The sequence below is a fragment of the Pseudomonas sp. Root71 genome (assembly GCF_001429045.1).
Taxonomy (GTDB): domain Bacteria; phylum Pseudomonadota; class Gammaproteobacteria; order Pseudomonadales; family Pseudomonadaceae; genus Aquipseudomonas; species Aquipseudomonas monachiensis.
In genome coordinates this window covers 219215-236492 of sequence record NZ_LMHY01000025.1, presented here as the reverse complement: position 1 = coordinate 236492, position 17278 = coordinate 219215, and the positions used below count along the sequence as shown (strand labels likewise).

The window sequence follows — 17278 nt, the reverse complement described above, 5'->3', positions numbered from 1 at the left end:
GGTACGATACCCATCATCTTTCCAGTCCTGTTTTCGGAGTTGCCCATGAGCGCCGTCAATCGCGCAGCGGTGGAAGCCGTCCTTCGCCAATACACCGACCCTTACCTGAACCAGGACCCGGTCAGCGCCGGGTGCGTGCGCAACATCGAGATCCAGGGCGAGCGCGTCAGCGTTCAGCTTGAACTGGGTTATGCCGCCGGGCTGTTCAAGAGTGGCTGGGCGCAGATGCTGGAAATGGCCATTCAGGGTCTGGATGGCGTGGCCAGTGCCAAGGTTGAAATCACCAGTGTGATCGCTGCGCACAAGGCTCAGGCGCAGATTCCGGGCCTGGCGAACGTAAAAAACGTGGTGGCCGTGGCGTCCGGCAAGGGCGGCGTGGGTAAATCCACCACGGCGGCCAACCTGGCCCTGGCCCTGGCCCGCGAAGGCGCCAAGGTCGGGATTCTCGATGCAGACATCTACGGCCCGAGCCAGGGCATCATGTTCGGCATCCCCGAGCGCACCCGCCCTGAAGTGAAGGACCAGAAGTGGTTCGTGCCGCTCAAGTCCCATGGCGTCGAAGTGATGTCCATGGCCTTCCTCACCGATGACAACACGCCGATGGTCTGGCGCGGGCCGATGGTCTCCGGCGCCTTGCTGCAACTGGTGACCCAGACCGCGTGGGGGGACCTGGATTACCTGGTCATCGACATGCCGCCTGGCACCGGTGACATCCAGCTGACCCTGGCGCAGAAAGTGCCGGTGGCCGGCGCGGTCATCGTGACCACCCCGCAGGACCTGGCATTGCTGGACGCGCGCAAGGGTGTGGAAATGTTCCGCAAGGTCAACATTCCGGTGCTGGGCGTGGTGGAGAACATGGCCGTGCACATCTGCTCCAACTGCGGACATGCCGAGCATCTGTTCGGTGAGGGCGGAGGTGTGAAACTGGCCAACCAGTATGGCGTCGAGTTGCTGGCTTCGCTGCCGCTGTCGATGGTCATCCGCGAGCAGGCCGATAGCGGCAAGCCAACGGTGATCGCCGAGCCTGACAGCCAGATTGCGATGGTTTACCAGGAACTGGCCCGCCATGTGGGGGCGCGGATCGTGTTGCAGGAGGCTTTGACGCCGGCGATGCCGAATATCAGCGTCAGCGACGATTGATTCCGGTCGCCTGTTGAAAGATCGCAGCCTGCGGCAGCTCCTACAGGGTGAACATCAGTCCCATGTAGGAGCTGCCGCAGGCTGCGATCTTTTGATCTTGCTTTAGATCCGCAACCCACCATCCATCTCCAGGATCCGACCGGTGTAATAGTCGTTCTCGAAGATGTAGGCCGCCGAATGGGCGATTTCTTCAGGCTTGCCCATGCGTTTGAGCGGGATCCCGGCAGTCATCTTCTCCAGCGCTTCAGGCTTCATGCCCAGGGTCATTTCGGTTTCGATGAAGCCCGGTGCAATGCCGGCGACGCGAATTCCGTAGCGTGCCAGTTCCTTGGCCCAGGTCACGGTTGCCGCAGCGACACCGGCCTTGGCGGCGGAGTAGTTGGTCTGACCGACGTTGCCGGCGCGGGAAATCGACGAGATATTGATGATCGCGCCGCTGTTGTTCAGCTCGACCATTTTCGCCGCGACTTCACGGGTGCACAGAAACACGCCGGTCAGGTTGACGTCGATGACGGCCTGCCACTGGGCCAGGCTCATCTTGGTCATTTCGCCATCCTTGACCTTGAGCAACAGGCCGTCGCGCAGGATCCCGGCGTTGTTGATCAAGCCATGGATCGCGCCAAAGTCTTCAGCGACCCGGGCAACCATGTGGGTCACTTGCTCTTCGTTGGCCACGTTGCACAGGTAGGCGCGGGCCTCGACACCCTGGGCCTTGCAGGCGGTGACCGCGTCGTCGAGTTTTTCCTGGTTCAGGTCCACCAGCGCGAGTTTCGCGCCCAGGCCTGCGAAATACTCGGCCATGGAGCGGCCTAAACCCTGGCAACCGCCAGTGATAATGATTACTTTGTCAGTGAGTTGCATTCGCATGCCCCGGTAGCAGGTCTGAGTGTTTTCCTTGTAGAGAGCCTCTCGATCTGCGCCTGACGTGGCCCGGCTGCACATGAGAACTGCCCCGATGGCGTGCTGGGACTTTCACTAGCAGCTCGTCCGTTTTTCTGACGGATTCTATTTAAGGAGTCATAAATTGAGCGTTGAAGCGGCTAAGCATGCACGAGAATTGCTCCTCAAGGAATACCGTGGGGTGCTCTCGACGCACTCCAAATCGATGCCCGGTTTTCCGTTTGGCTCCGTGGTTCCTTACTGCCTGGACGAGCAGGGCCGGCCGCTGATCCTGATCAGCCGTATCGCCCAGCACACGCATAACCTGCAAAAAGATCGGAAATGCTCGCTCTTTGTCGGCGAACGTGGCGCCGAAGATGTCCAGGCCGTTGGTCGACTGACTTACCTGGCCGAGGCGCATCAACTCGAAGACGAAGCCGCCATCGAGGCTGCTTCCGAGCGTTACTACCGCTACTTCCCGGAGTCGCAGGGTTATCACAAGGCCCACGATTTCGATTTCTGGGTGCTCGAGCCTGTACGCCACCGATACATCGGCGGTTTTGGCGCGATTCATTGGGTCAACGAACTGACCCTGGCCAACCCGTTCGCCGGCAAGGCCGAAGTGAGCATGGTCGAGCACATGAACGCCGATCACGCCAAGGCCATCGCCCATTACGTCGATCTGGCCGGGCTGCCGAAAAACGTGCCGGCGCAAATGGTCGGTATCGATACCGAAGGCATGCACCTGCGTATCGGTCAAAGTCTGTACTGGTTGCCGTTTCAAGCGTCTTGTAATACGCCGACACAAGTTCGCGAAGCCTTGGTTTCTCTGGCCCACGCCGATCATTGGCCGAAAAATGAAGTGGCCGACGCTTGAATTCACGAAACGGCGACGTCATCTAAGGTGAACTGGCAAGGCATTCTTGCGTTGAGGAACCATTTGATGCGCCCTTTTTTGTTGCTCTTTCTGCTGTTCCCGGTGTTGGAGCTGTTCGTATTCGTCAAGGTGGCAGGGTCCATCGGGTTTTTCCCGGCCCTGCTGCTGATCATTCTCGGCTCGATGTTCGGCGTGTTTGTGCTGCGCATCGCCGGCCTGGCTACGGCCCTGCGTGCCCGTGAAAGCCTGAGCCGCGGCGAACTGCCGGCCCAGACCATGCTCGAAGGCCTGATGCTGGCATTGGCCGGTGGCCTGCTGATTCTTCCGGGTTTCATCAGCGATGTGATCGGCCTTTTCATGCTGTTGCCGTTCAGCCGTCGCCTGCTGGCCAATAAAATGCGCCAGCGCGCCGAAGAGCAGGCGCTGCGTCAGCGAGCGTTCGCCGACGATCTCCAGGCCCGTGGCGGCCCGGTGCCTCGCGAACCGCTGGGCCGTGAGCCCAACGTGATCGAAGGCGAGTTCGAACACCGCGATACCAAGTAATACGCACATCGACACGGCACCTGCGGGTGCCGTGTCCGTTTGCGGGGCAGCGAACAGAAAATTTTTCGAACTCCGCCCTTGTAATAAGCTTATGCGCCCTTATGTAACGGTCACCGCAAGGTTTCTGGCGATCACGCCAGACAGACTTCCGCGGTTCGCTTGACGAACCGCACCCGGCGCCGCCGGACTTTGTTAAACCCGCCGGGACTACACCGGCCGATGAAAACCACAATTAGGAGAGATCGACAATGAAGCTTCGTCCTCTGCATGACCGCGTCGTCATCCGTCGCAGCGAAGAAGAAAAGAAAACCGCTGGCGGTATCGTCCTGCCAGGTTCGGCTGCTGAAAAAGCCAACAGCGGCGAAATCCTCGCTGTAGGCCCAGGCAAAGCACTGGAAAGCGGTGAAGTGCGTGCACTGTCCGTGAAAGTGGGCGACAAGGTTGTGTTCGGTCCTTACTCCGGCAGCAACACTGTGAAAATCGACGGCGAAGACCTGCTGGTAATGAGCGAGAACGAAATCCTCGCTGTTATCGAAGGCTGATTACCCGCTCATTTTCCCGCTACTTCAAAGTATTTAAGGAATATCGATCATGGCTGCTAAAGAAGTTCTGTTTGGCGATTCCGCCCGCAAGAAAATGCTCAAAGGCGTTAACGTCCTGGCTGACGCGGTAAAAGCGACCCTGGGCCCGAAAGGCCGTAACGTGATCATCGAGAAGAGCTTCGGCGCTCCGACCATCACCAAGGACGGCGTTTCCGTCGCCAAAGAAATCGAACTCGAAGACCGTTTCGAAAACATGGGCGCGCAGCTGGTCAAAGACGTTGCCTCCCGTGCGAACGATGACGCTGGTGACGGTACTACCACCGCTACCGTTCTGGCTCAGTCGATCGTCAACGAAGGCCTGAAAGCCGTCGCTGCCGGCATGAACCCGATGGATCTGAAGCGCGGCATCGACAAGGCGACCATCGCCATCGTCAAAGAGCTGAAAAACCTGTCCAAGCCATGCGCTGACACCAAGGCAATCGCTCAGGTTGGCACCATCTCGGCCAACTCCGACAACTCCATCGGCGACATCATTGCCGAAGCCATGGAAAAAGTCGGTAAAGAAGGCGTGATCACCGTTGAAGAAGGCACTGGCCTGGAAAACGAACTGTCGGTTGTAGAAGGCATGCAGTTCGACCGTGGCTACCTGTCCCCGTACTTCGTCAACAAGCCGGAAACCATGGTTGCCGAGCTGGACAACCCGCTGGTTCTGCTGGTCGACAAAAAAATCTCGAACATCCGCGAAATGCTGCCAGTGCTGGAAGCCGTTGCCAAAGCCGGTCGTCCACTGCTGATCGTTTCCGAAGACGTTGAAGGCGAAGCCCTGGCGACTCTGGTCGTGAACAACATGCGTGGCATCGTTAAAGTCGCAGCCGTCAAGGCTCCAGGCTTCGGCGACCGCCGCAAGGCCATGCTGCAGGACATCGCCGTTCTGACCGGCGGTACCGTTATCTCCGAAGAGATCGGCCTGAGCCTGGAAGCAGCCACCCTGGAAAACCTGGGCAGCGCCAAGCGCGTGACCATCTCCAAGGAAAACACCATCATCGTTGACGGTGCTGGTGTAGCGGGCGACATCGAGTCCCGCATTGCTCAGATCCGTGCCCAGGTTGCCGAAACCTCCTCGGACTACGACCGTGAAAAACTGCAAGAGCGTCTGGCCAAGCTGTCCGGCGGCGTTGCAGTGATTAAGGTTGGCGCTGGTTCCGAAGTCGAAATGAAAGAGAAGAAAGCCCGCGTTGAAGACGCCCTGCACGCTACCCGTGCAGCCGTTGAAGAAGGCGTGGTACCTGGCGGTGGCGTTGCGCTGATCCGCGCTCTGCAAACCCTGAACGATCTGAAAGGCGACAACGCTGATCAGGACGTAGGTATCGCTGTTCTGCGCCGTGCCGTTGAAGCACCGCTGCGTCAGATCGCTGCCAACAGCGGTGACGAGCCAAGCGTTGTGGTCAACGAAGTCAAGAACGGCAAAGGTAACTTCGGTTACAACGCTGCGACTGGCGAATACGGCGACATGATCGAAATGGGCATCCTGGACCCAACCAAGGTTACCCGTTCGGCTCTGCAAGCTGCATCGTCGATCGGCGGTCTGATCCTGACCACCGAAGCTGCTGTTGCTGATGCACCGAAGAAAGACGGCGGTGCTGGTGGCGGTATGCCAGACATGGGTGGTATGGGCGGCATGGGCGGCATGATGTAAGCCAGCCTTACCCCTGTACGAAAAAACCCCGCCTGCGAAAGCCGGCGGGGTTTTTTATTGCCCGGATTTCAATGTTCACATCGATCCATTGTGGGAGCGGGCTTGCTCGCGAAGGCAGTGTGTCAGTCGACATAGATGCTGAATGACATTCCGCTTTCGCGAGCAAGCCCGCTCCCACAAGGAACTGCATAAATCCTGTGGGAGCGTGGCTTGCCCGCGATGACGTCAGATCAGGCGCCGACAGGTTCTGCAGTGGTCCCGCGTTCAGCCTTCAACGCCGGTCGGTACAGAACGTAGTAATACGACCCCAAACAGATCAGCCAGCAGAACACCGCCGTCCACACGTTGTGCGAGAAGAAGTGTGCGCCCTGCATCATTCGCCCGATGGAGAACACCGAGCCGAGGGCGAAGGCGAAGACAAACGCTGCGCGAGCCATGCGCGGGCGACGGTCACGCAGTACGAAAAACAGGGCAAACAGGGTGAAGCCGGTGGCCGCATGGCCGCCGGGCCAGCAACGCCCCGGTTTTTCGGTGTGCGGGCGAGGGCTCAACAGTTCGCTGTAGGTCTCGTGACCGCCGAATTGCTCGAGGCTCCATGGGCATTGCACCGCGGTCACCGCTTTCATGGGCGTGACAAACGAAGTCGCCAGGCCCAGGGACAGCACCAGGCAACCCAGTTCCCGCTTGAACGGTTTGAGCCTGGCCATGAAGAACGACGCGATGTAGCCGAAGATGGCAAACACCGAGAAGGCGATGACCAGTTGCTTGGCGCGATCGTGGAGGATGTCCTCGAGAAAGTAACTGTGGCGGCCAATGAATTGCCCGGCTACCGGGTCGTAAAACAGTTTGGCCAGGTCCATGTCCAGACTGGTCAATTCGAGCAATACCAGAATGATCGCTGCTACGGCGGGGACTCCAAGGCACACCCGGAAATTGAGCGGACGAGGGGTAGGGCGGGCAAGGGTCGAAACCATGCTAGTTCCTTGATCAGTGAAATGTTCTCAAATGCGCAGCCGCGCGGAGTTTGAACCCGATTCTGTCGCCAGTGTGTGAATCGCGGGTGAAAAACTTGTTAAGGCTGTAGTCGGTCAATTTCCACGCTTTTGCGCTTCACTCAGTCCTAGCCGTGAGCTGAACTTCGCCTTAAGCTGCGCGGGCCACGACGGCCGTTACTGTGGACGGAGAGATACCCATGCGAATTCTATTGGTTGAAGACAACCGCGATATCCTGGCCAACCTGGCCGATTACCTGGGGCTCAAAGGCTATACCGTGGATTGCGCTCAGGATGGTCTGTCGGGCCTGCATCTGGCGGCCACCGAGCACTACGATTTGATCGTACTCGATATCATGCTGCCCGGCATCGATGGCTACACCCTGTGCAAGCGCCTGCGCGAGGATGCCCGCCGCGAAACACCGGTGATCATGCTCACTGCCCGCGATCAGCTGGATGACCGTCTGCAAGGCTTCAAGTCGGGTGCCGATGACTACCTGATCAAACCGTTCGCCCTGTCGGAACTGGCAGCGCGTATCGAGGCGGTCATGCGCCGAACCCAGGGCGGCGGGCGGCGGACCTTGCAGGTCGGCGACCTGAGCTACGACCTCGACACCCTGGAAGTCACTCGCGAAGGCCGGTTGCTGAAACTCAACCCGGTCGGGCTGAAGTTGCTGGCCGTGTTGATGCAGAAAAGCCCTCATGTGTTGCGTCGTGAAATTCTTGAAGAAGCGCTCTGGGGCGACGACTGCCCGGACAGCGACAGCCTGCGCAGTCATGTCCACCAACTGCGCCAGGTGATCGACAAGCCGTTCGCCAAGCCATTGCTGCAAACCGTGCACGGTGTGGGGTATCGCCTGGCCGAGGGCCGTGATGGAGTTTAAGCAGAGCCTTGCCCAACGCATCATCATTGCCTTTGCGCTGATGAGCGCACTGGTGGCGGGCGCCTTTGCCATGGGCATCGTGGCGACCGTACACCTGGTGGAAGAAAAACTGATTTCGGCCGGTCTGGGTGGCGATTTACAGCGCCTGCTGCTGATGGACAATGTCACGGACTGGAGTCATCGTCCCGAACCGGACCAATTGTTCTACTTCAGCAACGGGCCAGGCGATTTCAGGTTGCCCAAGGATTTGCGGCACCTGGAGCCGGGTTTCCACGAAGTGTTCCGTGAAAACCTGTCGTACCACGCCATGGTCGAAATCGTCGACGGCCGACGTTACGTGCTGTTGCAGGACCAGAGCGACTTCGAAGAGCGTGAACGGGTGCTGTTTGCCGTGGTACTGGTGGGATTCGTGCTAAGCCTGGCACTGGCGGTGTTTCTTGGCTGGGTGCTGGCGCGCAAGGTCATGGCGCCGGTGGTGCGGCTGGCCCGCCAGGTACGCCATCGCGATCAACTGCTGGGTTTGGCTCCTCCCTTGGCTCCGGACTATGCCGCCGACGAAGTGGGCGAACTGGCCGTGGCGTTCGATGCCACCCTCGGGCGCTTGCGTCAGGCCCTGACCCGCGAGCGGTTGTTCACCAGCGACGTCAGCCACGAATTGCGTACGCCCCTGATGATCCTGGCCAGTTCCTGCGAGTTGTTGCTGGAAAACCCGGGGCTCGATCAGCGCGGTCGCGCCCAGGTCGAGCGCATTGCCCGGGCCTGTGAAGAAATGCGTGAGCTGGTGCAAACCTTCCTGATGCTCGCCCGTGCCCAGCGCGAAGACGCCAGCATGTCGCCGCAGCAGTCCCTGGGCCAGGTAGCCGAGGGCCTGGTCGGTCTGTGGCGCGAGCCCATTGAAAGCAAAGGGTTGAAGCTGATCTTCGAACCGGGCAACCCCGAGGCCAATGGCTACAATGCGACGTTCCTGCACGCGGTGATGGGTAACTTGCTGCGCAACGCCTTGCACTATACCGAGCGGGGCTTCATTCGCCTGAGCCTGACGGGCACCGGATTTCTGGTCGAAGACAGCGGTGTGGGCATTCCCGAGGAAAAACGCGAGGCGATGTTCGAACCCTTCGTTCGGGGCACTGAAAAGCGCGGGGAAGGCTTGGGCCTGGGGCTTTCACTGGTGCAGCGGATCTGTGAAAACCAGGGTTGGAACGTCAGCCTGACAACCATGGAGCCCAGTGGCTGCCGTTTTCAGGTGGAGCTGTCCCGAACTTGATCTGTTAAGTCAGGCGTCCAGCAAACCCTGTCATTTCCGTAAAACCCTGTAATACTTCAGGGTTTCCCATAACGATATTTTCACAAATGGATGACCAGTCACTGACACTACAAAATCTAAGGTAGCTGCTATCAGAAGTTCAGGAGACCTGATGATGGACGGCCCGATCAAGCTCGATTTCTCGGAAAAGTACGACGATCAACACGCGCAACGCTATTTGCGCAAACACCAGGAAGGTCTCGGCCGTCGATTGTCCCACTGGCGTGACGAACAACTGGCGCGCAAGGCGCTGGCCCTGGTTGGCGAGCCTGGTCTGGTCCTTGATTTGCCTTGTGGTGCAGGGCGGTTCTGGCCCTTGTTGGCGGAAAAATCCAACCGTGTGATCATCGGCGCCGATAACTCGCAGTCCATGCTCAAGATCGCAACCCAGGCGCAACCTGCCGATGTGGTGAAACGGGTACAACCCTTGCACACATCCGCATTCGACATCGCCTTGCCGGACAACGCCGTCGACAGCATCTTTTGCATGCGCTTGCTCCACCACATCGGTGAAGCCGGGCATCGCATGGCTATTTTGCGTGAATTCGAGCGGGTTTCCCGTGACAGCGTGATCCTTTCGCTGTGGGTCGATGGCAACTTCAAGGCCTGGAAACGCAAGCGTTCGGAGAAAACCCGTGGGCAGGAAGGTTACCAAAACCGGTTTGTGTTACCGGCCGCTACCGTAGAGAAGGAATTTGAGCAGGCGGGTTTCCGGATCCAGGAACAACTGGACTTTTTGCCGCTCTATGCCATGTGGCGAGTTTACGTATTACGCAAGAGGTAACAGGATGGCAGTGCAGTGTGCAGCAGAAACGGAAGTCGTTCCCCAGGACCGCTTCGATCATTTCTGGAATCAGCGCGGTGAATGGGTAGAAGAACCCAATGTCCGTCGCGGCGGGGAAAGCGGTGTTCAACGCCTGATGGGCAGTGATGGTCAACTGCTCTACGTCAAGCGCCAGACCGGGCATATCCATCGTAGCTTGCAGCACCCTTTCGGGCGGCCTACGGTACTGCGCGAGCATGCTGCGCTCATCGGTGTGACCGAGCTTGGCGTACGGGTTCCGGAAATCGTTTTCTGTGGCGCACAGCGCGATCCCGTACACAAATGGCGTGCCTTGCTGGTCACCAAGTCGCTGGACGGCTTCGTGGAAATTGATCGCTGGTACGCCGGTGGCGGTCGCGAGCGTCATGGTGAAGTTATAAACGAACGAGTGCTCAAGGACCTGGCTGAAAACCTGGCCCGCATGCACAAGGGCCGCTGGCAGCATGGTTGCCTTTACGACAAGCACGTATTCGTTCGTGTGACCGGTGAGGACGAGATGGCCAGGGTCGAAGTTGCCCTGATCGATCTGGAGAAGTGCCGCAAGCGTTTAACGGCCTATCGCGCAGCAGTCCATGACATCAAGCAATTGCGTCGCCATTCGTCGTTCAGCGACGCAGACTGGAAAAAGCTCATCTACTTTTATGAGACGGCGTTTGGCAGCGCTATCAAGGGTTTATAGCGATGAAACTCGAAATTGCACGAGGTTTGTTTCTGGTAGGAGCCTTGGCAGTTGCATCGATCGCGATGGCAACCTGGGAGCAACCACGCCCCCAGGTTCTCAGCTCGATAAGCGCAGAAGAACATTGTCCGTTGCCACGGGTTGCCAAGGCATCCGTGGCCACTCGACCCGATCATGACTTGTTGCTGTTCATGTTCGGACTCTCTCAGGGATTGAGGCCGCAGAGTTGAACCGATTGAAGCCAAAATGAAAGGCCTCGCTATGCGAGGCCTTTTTTTTATTGCCCTGATTTTCAATACAACAGGAATCAATGTGGGAGCGAGCCTGCAGATACATCTGTTTCAGCGCTTATCGGGTTTGGCCACCAAGGTGTAGACGCAGGGCAACACAAACAGTGTGAACAACGTGCCGATCGACATGCCCGTCGCGATGACCGTGCCGATGTCGAACCGGCTGACCGCGCCAGCACCGCTCGCGATGATCAATGGCACCATGCCGAACACCATCGCCGCGGTGGTCATCAGGACCGGACGCAACCGGATGGCTGCCGCTTCCTCTACCGCTTCGCGCGCTGTCAGGCCCTTGTCCTTGCGTAGCTGGTTGGCGAACTCGACGATCAGGATGCCGTGCTTGCTGATCAGCCCGATCAAGGTCACCAGCCCTACCTGGGTATAGATATTCATGCTCGACCAACCCAGGAACAGCGGAATCAATGCGCCGCAGATAGACAGTGGCACGGTGACCAGGATCACCAGCGGGTCGCGGAAACTTTCGAACTGGGCCGCCAGCACCAGGAAAATGATCGCCAGTGCCAGGGCAAAGGTAACCCACAGGGCGCTGCCCTCCTGTACGTACTGCCTCGATGCGCCAGCGTAGTCGAAGGCAAAGCCGGCGGGTGCCTCTTCCCGGGCGATCTGGCGCACCAGGTCGATGGCTTCCCCCATGCTCACCAGCGGTACGCCGGACAGGATGGCCGAGTTGAGTTGCTGGAACTGGTTCAGCTGTCTCGGTCGAGCGCGGTCGCTGACGGTGATCAGGGTCGACAACGCCAACAGTTCACCCTTGGTGTTCTTCACGTAGTAATTGTTCAGCCAGTCCGGATTGTCACGGAACGGCCGCTCGACCTGGGCAATGACCTTGTAGCTGCGACCCTCAATGGTGAATCGGTTGATCTCGCCTTCGCCGAGCAGGGTCGCCAGGGTTCCCCCCAGATCCTGCATGGAAACCCCCATCTGCGCAGCCTTGGCGCGGTCGATATCCACCACCACTTCCGGTTTGTCGAAGGCCAGGTCAACGTGGACAAACGCAAACTTGCCGGACTCCTTCGCGCGTTTTTTTACCCGGTCGACCACTTGCAGCAGCAATTCGTAATCGTTGGAGGAGTTGATGACGAACTGGAACGGCAAGCCTTCGCCGGTGCCCGGCAGTGACGGCAGGTTGAAGCCGAAAATCTGCAGCCCCGGGATCTTTTCCAGTTTGGCCTGCACCTCGGGCAGGATCGCCATTTGCGTGCGACTGCGATCGTCCCATGGCTTGAGCAGGAAACCGCCGATGCCCGATTGCACGCCGCTGAAACCGTTGATCTGGAACGACGAGTAGTACTCGGGAAACGCCTTGAAAATCGAGACGAACTCGTCGGTGTAGGTGTTCAGGTAGTCGAGGTTGGTCGGCTGCGGGGCGTTGGCAATCATGAAAATGATGCCCTGGTCCTCATCCGGTGCCAGTTCCGATTTGGTGAATTTGAGAAGGACCGGAATCAGGCACAACACGATTACGGCAAACACCAGCACCACAGGCCGGGTGTTGAGGGTGCCGTGAAGCAGGCTCTGGTAGCGGCGCTTGAGGCTTTCGAAAATCATGTCCAGGCGATGGGCCAGGCCGCTGGGGTTCTCGTCGTGGCGCAGCAGAAACGCACACATCATCGGCGACAGGGTCAGGGCGACGATACCGGAAATCACCACCGCGCCGGCCAGGGTCAGGGCGAACTCCTTGAACAGCGCCCCGGTCAGACCGGTCAGGAAACCGATCGGTGCATACACCGCCGCCAGGGTGATGGTCATCGAAACCACCGGCATGGCGATCTCCCGGGCGCCTTCAACGGCAGCCTCGAGCGGTGTCTTGCCTTCCTCGATGTGACGGTGAATGTTTTCCACCACCACGATGGCGTCATCCACCACCAAACCGATGGCCAATACCATCGCCAGCAGGGTGAGCAGGTTGATCGAGTACCCCATCATCTGCATGAAGAACATCACGCCGATCATCGACAGCGGGATGGTCACCACCGGGATCACCACCGAGCGCAGGGCGCCAAGGAACAGGAACACCACGACGATCACGATCAGTACCGCTTCGAACAGGGTCTTCACCACTTCGTCGATCGAGGCCTGGATGAACAGGGTGGCGTCGTAGGCGATTTCACCTTTCAGGTTCGGCGGTAGCTGGGCCTCCAGGTCCGGCATGATCTTGCGCACTTCCTTGATCACTTCCAGAGGGTTAGCGCCGGGCGTCGCCTTGATGCCGATGTACACCGAAGGGGTGCCACCGAACGAGCTGATGGAGTCGTAGTTTTCCGCACCCATTTCCACGCGCGCCACATCCCGCAGCAGCACACGGCTGTCGCCATCGACCTTGAGTGGAATCATCCCGAAGGCTTCGGCGGACTTGAGTTCGGTATTGGCATTGATGCTGGTGACCACGTATTCGCCCTTCACCTCGCCGGCGGCCGAGAGGAAGTTGTACTGGCGCACCGCGTTGGTCACATCGCTGGCACTGAGGCCGAAACCCGCCAGCTTCATCGGGTCCAGCCACAGGCGCATGGCAAACACCTGGTTACCGAGGATCTCGGCTTCGGCCATGCCGGGCAAGGTCGCCAGCTTGGGCTGGATCACCCGTGACAGGTAATCGGTAATCTGCGGGTTGCTCAACTCCTTGCTGAAGTAGCTGATGTACATCAGCACTGACGCATCGGCAGACTCTTTACTCAGTACCGGGTCTTCAGCGTCCTGGGGCAGCTGGTTCTTGACCTCGTTGGCCTTGGCCAGCAGTTCGGTAAACAGACGGTCGCTGTTGGCGCCGACGCGCGCGTAGATCGAGATCACCGAGAAGTTCTGGCGACTGACCGAGGTCATGTAGTCGATGCCCTCGGCGCTGGCCAGGCTTTGCTGCATCGGTTGGGTGATGTAGCCCTGGATGGTCTCGGCGTTGGCCCCGGGGTAGGCGGTGGTCACCGTGATCAGGGCGTTTTCCATCTGCGGGTATTGGCGTAGCGGCAGCTTGCTCCAGGCCTGGAAGCCCAGCAGCACGATCAACAGGCTGACCACGGTAGCGAGTACCGGACGGCGGATGAACGGGTCGGTAAAAGCCATGGGAATTCCTTGATCAGTCCGCGCGTCGCGGGCTGTTCTGCCCGGTGAGGGTCTTGTCGTCGCTGATGGCAACGCGTGAGCCGTTATCCAGCTTGAGCTGGCCGGCGGTCACTACTTTCTCGCCGCTCTGCACGCCTTTGGTGATCATCACTTGCCCATCACGGCGTTCGCCGGTCTCGACAAAACGCCGTTCGGCGATCAGCACCGGTTGGCCCTTGTCGTCCTTAACCAGGCTGCCATCCTCAGCCTTCTTGGGCACGGCCACATACACGGAGTTGCCGTAGAGCGTGTAAGTAATTGCGCTTTCTGGCACCACGATGCGCGGCTGCGGGTCGGGCAGGAGTACCTGGAGGTTGGCGAACATGCCTGGCATCAACTTGCCGTCAGGGTTGGCCAGAGTGGCGCGGACCTGCACGTTACGGGTGCTGTTCTCGACTTTAGGGTTGATTGCACTGATGGTGCCGGGGTACTCCAGGGTCGGATACGCCGCGACAATGACCTGCACCGGCTGGCCGAGCGCAATCTTCGGCACCGACTGCTCGGGCACGAAAAAGTCGACATACAGGCTACTGAGGTCTTGCAGGGTGGCGATCATGGTGCCGCTGGCCACATAGTCGCCGACGTCCACCTGACGAATGCCGATGGTGCCGCTGAACGGCGCGATGATGCGTTTTTTCTCGAGCGCCGCCTTGAGCTGATTAACCGTGGCCCTGCTCTTTTTCAGGACCGCCGAGAGTCGGTCGAACTCGCCTTTGGAAATCGCCTGGCTGCCCACCAGCTGGCTGCCACGGTTGTAGTCCAGCTGGGCGAGCCCGAGGTCGGCCAGGGCGGTTTCGAGCAGGGCGCTTTCCACGGCGCTGTCGAGCCGGACGATGGGTTGACCGGCCTTGACCTTCTGCCCTGACTCGAACTGGACATCGATAACGGTGCCATCGGTCTCCAGGCTCAGGTCCACGCCCTGCAATGCCTTGAGCGTGCCGACGGTAGGCAGTCGGGCTTGCCATGGGCGCTCGGTGGCGGTGGCCACGGCAACGCTGATAGCCGGTCTGGGTGCAGAGAAGCCTTGAACCATCGTGTAGATCGAGAAGGCTTTGTACGCAGCCAGGACCAGCACAATCAGTAGAACAACACCCAACATGATCAGCATGCGGCGACGCAGCATATTCCAGTTCCTTGGAGAAAATCAGGCGAGACAGTGGGGCACATTACCGGGAGTGTAGAGGGTAATCCAACTGCCGTTTTTACAGGTTGCGAGGTATTAGAGGGGTGAAAGCCTGAAAAGATTCGTCGCCTCGGGTCGCGCCTGCGGGGTGAACGTCATCCCGATACAGGCGCGGCCCAAGGCGGCGATTTTTTCAATGATTCAGGCCATCAGGTGCAGATGGTTGTCCCAGAGCCCTGCGGGCAGCTCCAGTGGTTTTGCGACGAGGTTTGTCTGGCGGCAGTCGTAGTAGCGGCAGCGCCCCTGGCCCGAGGTCACGACAAAACCATCGGCCACGGCGCCGACCCCGGCGCAATCGGGCAGTGGCGCGTCCAGGCGTACTTCAGCACTGTCCAGGTCCCAGATGAAAAAGCGGTTGCCCCGCGGTGCGGTCAACGCCACCAGGCGCAAGTCGCTGTGTACCGCGACGCTGGCGGTGTAGTGCCCCATGGCCTGCAACTGGTGCTCGGGCACCGGGAACGCGATGAAAGGCTGGCCGGGACGCTTGATCGCCAGCAATTCCGACGACTCGTGGGCCGCGCCCATGAACTGCTGGCTGGCGACGATGGTACCGTCGCTGGCGACGGCCAGATGGCGCACGCTGTTCATCTGCTGGGCGAGGGTTTCCTTGCTCAGCAGGGCGCCGTCGCGGTGCATCAGGACCAGGCTCGGTTCCATGGCGTTGAGGTTCATCTCCACCCGGCTTTCGGCCTCGGTGCGAATCCCGCCGTTGGCCACCACCAGGGTTTCGCCATCGGGCATCCACGACACCTGGTGCGGACCGAGGCCGTGGGTGGAAATCTCACCGCTGTGCACCAGCCGCTCGCCTTCGAACTTATACACGCCGAGCAGGCCGCGACCCGGATCGGTGGTGTCGTTTTCGGTGGCGTACAGCCAGTCGCCGCTGTGGTGAATGACCGCGTGCCCGTAGAAGTGCCGGTTCGGCTGTGACACCACGGTTTGCAGGAGCGCGCCGTCGCGCAGGTCGACCAGGTAGCTCTCGGTGCCTGGACGGCGAGCGACGAACAGTGCAATCGGCAATGTCGGGTGGTTGATGATGTCGTGGCAACGCTGGCCGACCCGGGTGGCAAACACCTGGGTGCCATCGAGCCGATAACCGACGGCGTAATGCTGGCCGTCGGTATCGTCCCGTGCCGAAAGCAACAGCGGACTCTTGTCCTTTTGCTTGAACAGCTTCCAGCCGCCCAGCGTCACTGCTCCGAGCAGCAAACTACCTAATGTCAGAACCTGGCGTCGCAGCATGGAACCGGCCCTCATCAGTCACCGTCGTTGGCGTTGAAGCCCAGCTGGATGCCCAATGCCTTGGCCAGATCGGCCTCGTGCAGGCGATGGACGACGTTGAGGCTGTCATACAGCTCGTTGAGTTGTTGGCGGCCGGCCTCGTCATTGAGCATGTCGGTCAGCGAGCGCTGGTTGCCGGCAAACAGTTTCAGCGAGGCGGCATAGGCTGCGTCGATCTTGTCGGCCAACGGTTTCTGCTCGCTCGGCAACAGGCCGCGCAGGCCTTTGTTGTCCACACCCTCCCAGACCGTTTTGGCCGCCGCGAGGCTGGCTTCGAGACTGGTCAGGGATGCCTGGCTGCGCCATGCGTCGGCCTGGAACGGTTGCGGCACACCCTTGCTCTGGCGGCCCATCGGCGTGCCGAGCTTTTTCTTCAGGGTGTCGATGGCGGTGACTTGCACGCGCAGCAGATCGGCGATCGCTTCGTGGGAGTCCGCGTAACGCTGGTTCGGGAATTTGCTCATTTGCGCGAGCATGCCGTCGGTGTTGTTCCAGGATTGCAGAATCTCCTCGGCCAATTGCTTCTGGCGTTCGCCGATGGCGATCAGCAGCGGGCAGTATTTGCTCTTCTGCTCGGCGTTGGCCACGTCAGGCTTGCTGTCGAACAGAATGTATTCGTAGGCCGAGAGCCCCTGTACCACAACGCTGGACTTGGCCAGGGCGGCGGCATCGATTTGCGGCTGGGCGGTGATCAGTTGCTCGACCTGACGGCCGACCAGGTTTTTCTTGTCTGGCCAGAACTGCACCTGCCACGAACGGTTGCCTTCGGCCAATGGCCCGATCAGCAGCGGTTGCAACTCGGCCCAGGCTTTTTGCGCATGCAGGAAATCGGCACGGGCGGTTTCCAGGGTTTCCTTGCCTTCGCAGTAGGCGAGGGCGCTGACCGCCAATTGACGGTCGGCTTCAACCCAGCGTGTGTAGGTCGGCAGGATCACCGACTTGGCGATGGCCGCCGACGTGACCGCTTGCGGGTCTTGTGGCGAGCAGGCGCCCAGGGCGAGGGCGGCAAGGCTGGTGAACAACAGTTTGGGACGGAACATGTCGGGCTC

Annotated in this window: 16 protein-coding genes; 10 read left to right on the top strand and 6 right to left on the bottom strand. The window is 59.7% G+C overall.

Annotation, left to right across the window (positions count from 1 at the left end; all coding sequences use genetic code 11):
- Window positions 1-45 precede the first annotated feature (45 nt).
- Complete coding sequence (gene apbC / locus ASD95_RS17325) at window positions 46-1140, top strand: iron-sulfur cluster carrier protein ApbC (protein ID WP_056726132.1); 1095 nt, start codon at window positions 46-48, stop codon at window positions 1138-1140.
- Window positions 1141-1242: 102 nt separating this feature from the next.
- Here apbC and ASD95_RS17320 read toward each other — a convergent pair whose 3' ends face one another.
- A complete protein-coding gene (locus tag ASD95_RS17320; RefSeq protein ID WP_056726131.1) occupies window positions 1243-2001 on the bottom strand; it encodes an SDR family oxidoreductase in 759 nt (252 codons plus the stop codon).
- Between the two features lie 163 nt (window positions 2002-2164).
- Here ASD95_RS17320 and ASD95_RS17315 point away from each other — a divergent pair, with 163 nt between their 5' ends.
- The 4 genes from ASD95_RS17315 (at window position 2165) to groL (ending at window position 5677) form a co-directional block, all read left to right on the top strand.
- Window positions 2165-2896, top strand: coding sequence for a HugZ family pyridoxamine 5'-phosphate oxidase (locus tag ASD95_RS17315; protein ID WP_056726130.1), 732 nt, complete (start codon window positions 2165-2167; stop codon window positions 2894-2896).
- Between the two features lie 66 nt (window positions 2897-2962).
- Window positions 2963-3439, top strand: a complete 477-nt coding sequence (locus ASD95_RS17310) for an FxsA family protein (RefSeq protein ID WP_056726129.1) — start codon at window positions 2963-2965, stop codon at window positions 3437-3439.
- Between the two features lie 248 nt (window positions 3440-3687).
- Window positions 3688-3981, top strand: coding sequence for a co-chaperone GroES (locus ASD95_RS17305; protein WP_056726128.1), 294 nt, complete (start codon window positions 3688-3690; stop codon window positions 3979-3981).
- A gap of 49 nt (window positions 3982-4030) precedes the next feature.
- Window positions 4031-5677, top strand: a complete 1647-nt coding sequence (gene groL, locus ASD95_RS17300) for a chaperonin GroEL (protein WP_008053540.1) — start codon at window positions 4031-4033, stop codon at window positions 5675-5677.
- Between the two features lie 230 nt (window positions 5678-5907).
- Here the strand turns inward: groL and ASD95_RS17295 are convergent, their stop codons facing one another.
- Window positions 5908-6651, bottom strand: coding sequence for a phosphatase PAP2 family protein (locus ASD95_RS17295; protein ID WP_056726127.1), 744 nt, complete (start codon window positions 6649-6651; stop codon window positions 5908-5910).
- A 218-nt stretch (window positions 6652-6869) separates the two neighbouring features.
- Between ASD95_RS17295 and colR the strand changes: the two genes are divergently transcribed.
- The 5 genes from colR (at window position 6870) to ASD95_RS29945 (ending at window position 10588) form a co-directional block, all read left to right on the top strand.
- A complete protein-coding gene (colR, locus tag ASD95_RS17290; protein WP_007985839.1) occupies window positions 6870-7553 on the top strand; it encodes a two-component system response regulator ColR in 684 nt (227 codons plus the stop codon).
- Window positions 7543-8817, top strand: a complete 1275-nt coding sequence (locus ASD95_RS17285) for a sensor histidine kinase (RefSeq protein ID WP_056726126.1) — start codon at window positions 7543-7545, stop codon at window positions 8815-8817. The genes colR and ASD95_RS17285 overlap by 11 nt, the downstream gene beginning before the upstream one ends.
- Window positions 8818-8971: 154 nt before the next feature.
- Window positions 8972-9640: a class I SAM-dependent methyltransferase gene (locus ASD95_RS17280; protein ID WP_056726125.1), complete on the top strand. Its 669-nt coding sequence runs from the start codon at window positions 8972-8974 to the stop codon at window positions 9638-9640.
- A 4-nt stretch (window positions 9641-9644) separates the two neighbouring features.
- Window positions 9645-10358: a lipopolysaccharide kinase InaA family protein gene (locus tag ASD95_RS17275; protein ID WP_056726124.1), complete on the top strand. Its 714-nt coding sequence runs from the start codon at window positions 9645-9647 to the stop codon at window positions 10356-10358.
- A gap of 2 nt (window positions 10359-10360) precedes the next feature.
- The gene (locus ASD95_RS29945) at window positions 10361-10588 is read left to right on the top strand and encodes a hypothetical protein (protein ID WP_015096670.1); all 228 of its coding nucleotides are present in this window, start codon (window positions 10361-10363) and stop codon (window positions 10586-10588) included.
- A gap of 111 nt (window positions 10589-10699) precedes the next feature.
- Here the strand turns inward: ASD95_RS29945 and ASD95_RS17270 are convergent, their stop codons facing one another.
- From ASD95_RS17270 to ASD95_RS17255, 4 genes are all read right to left on the bottom strand, one after another.
- Window positions 10700-13726 carry a multidrug efflux RND transporter permease subunit gene (locus tag ASD95_RS17270; protein WP_056726123.1) on the bottom strand — a complete coding sequence of 1009 codons (3027 nt, stop codon included), beginning with the start codon at window positions 13724-13726 and terminating at the stop codon, window positions 10700-10702.
- 13 nt (window positions 13727-13739) lie between these two features.
- Window positions 13740-14888 carry an efflux RND transporter periplasmic adaptor subunit gene (locus tag ASD95_RS17265; RefSeq protein WP_056726122.1) on the bottom strand — a complete coding sequence of 383 codons (1149 nt, stop codon included), beginning with the start codon at window positions 14886-14888 and terminating at the stop codon, window positions 13740-13742.
- Between the two features lie 201 nt (window positions 14889-15089).
- The gene (locus ASD95_RS17260; RefSeq protein ID WP_056726329.1) at window positions 15090-16190 is read right to left on the bottom strand and encodes a DUF1513 domain-containing protein; all 1101 of its coding nucleotides are present in this window, start codon (window positions 16188-16190) and stop codon (window positions 15090-15092) included.
- 14 nt (window positions 16191-16204) lie between these two features.
- A complete protein-coding gene (locus ASD95_RS17255) occupies window positions 16205-17269 on the bottom strand; it encodes an imelysin family protein (RefSeq protein WP_056726121.1) in 1065 nt (354 codons plus the stop codon).
- Window positions 17270-17278: the final 9 nt, after the last annotated feature.

Bases quoted from the DNA above. Each gene is read 5' to 3' on its own strand.
- groL (WP_008053540.1), top strand. From the start codon at position 4,031: ATGGCTGCTAAAGAAGTTCTGTTTGGCGATTCCGCCCGCAAGAAAATG.
- ASD95_RS17255 (WP_056726121.1), bottom strand. From the start codon at position 17,269: ATGTTCCGTCCCAAACTGTTGTTCACCAGCCTTGCCGCCCTCGCCCTG.
- ASD95_RS17320 (WP_056726131.1), bottom strand. From the start codon at position 2,001: ATGCAACTCACTGACAAAGTAATCATTATCACTGGCGGTTGCCAGGGT.
- ASD95_RS17280 (WP_056726125.1), top strand. From the start codon at position 8,972: ATGGACGGCCCGATCAAGCTCGATTTCTCGGAAAAGTACGACGATCAA.
- ASD95_RS17310 (WP_056726129.1), top strand. From the start codon at position 2,963: ATGCGCCCTTTTTTGTTGCTCTTTCTGCTGTTCCCGGTGTTGGAGCTG.
- ASD95_RS17270 (WP_056726123.1), bottom strand. From the start codon at position 13,726: ATGGCTTTTACCGACCCGTTCATCCGCCGTCCGGTACTCGCTACCGTG.
- ASD95_RS17260 (WP_056726329.1), bottom strand. From the start codon at position 16,190: ATGCTGCGACGCCAGGTTCTGACATTAGGTAGTTTGCTGCTCGGAGCA.
- ASD95_RS29945 (WP_015096670.1), top strand. From the start codon at position 10,361: ATGAAACTCGAAATTGCACGAGGTTTGTTTCTGGTAGGAGCCTTGGCA.
- ASD95_RS17305 (WP_056726128.1), top strand. From the start codon at position 3,688: ATGAAGCTTCGTCCTCTGCATGACCGCGTCGTCATCCGTCGCAGCGAA.
- ASD95_RS17295 (WP_056726127.1), bottom strand. From the start codon at position 6,651: ATGGTTTCGACCCTTGCCCGCCCTACCCCTCGTCCGCTCAATTTCCGG.
- ASD95_RS17275 (WP_056726124.1), top strand. From the start codon at position 9,645: ATGGCAGTGCAGTGTGCAGCAGAAACGGAAGTCGTTCCCCAGGACCGC.
- apbC (WP_056726132.1), top strand. From the start codon at position 46: ATGAGCGCCGTCAATCGCGCAGCGGTGGAAGCCGTCCTTCGCCAATAC.
- ASD95_RS17285 (WP_056726126.1), top strand. From the start codon at position 7,543: ATGGAGTTTAAGCAGAGCCTTGCCCAACGCATCATCATTGCCTTTGCG.
- colR (WP_007985839.1), top strand. From the start codon at position 6,870: ATGCGAATTCTATTGGTTGAAGACAACCGCGATATCCTGGCCAACCTG.
- ASD95_RS17265 (WP_056726122.1), bottom strand. From the start codon at position 14,888: ATGCTGCGTCGCCGCATGCTGATCATGTTGGGTGTTGTTCTACTGATT.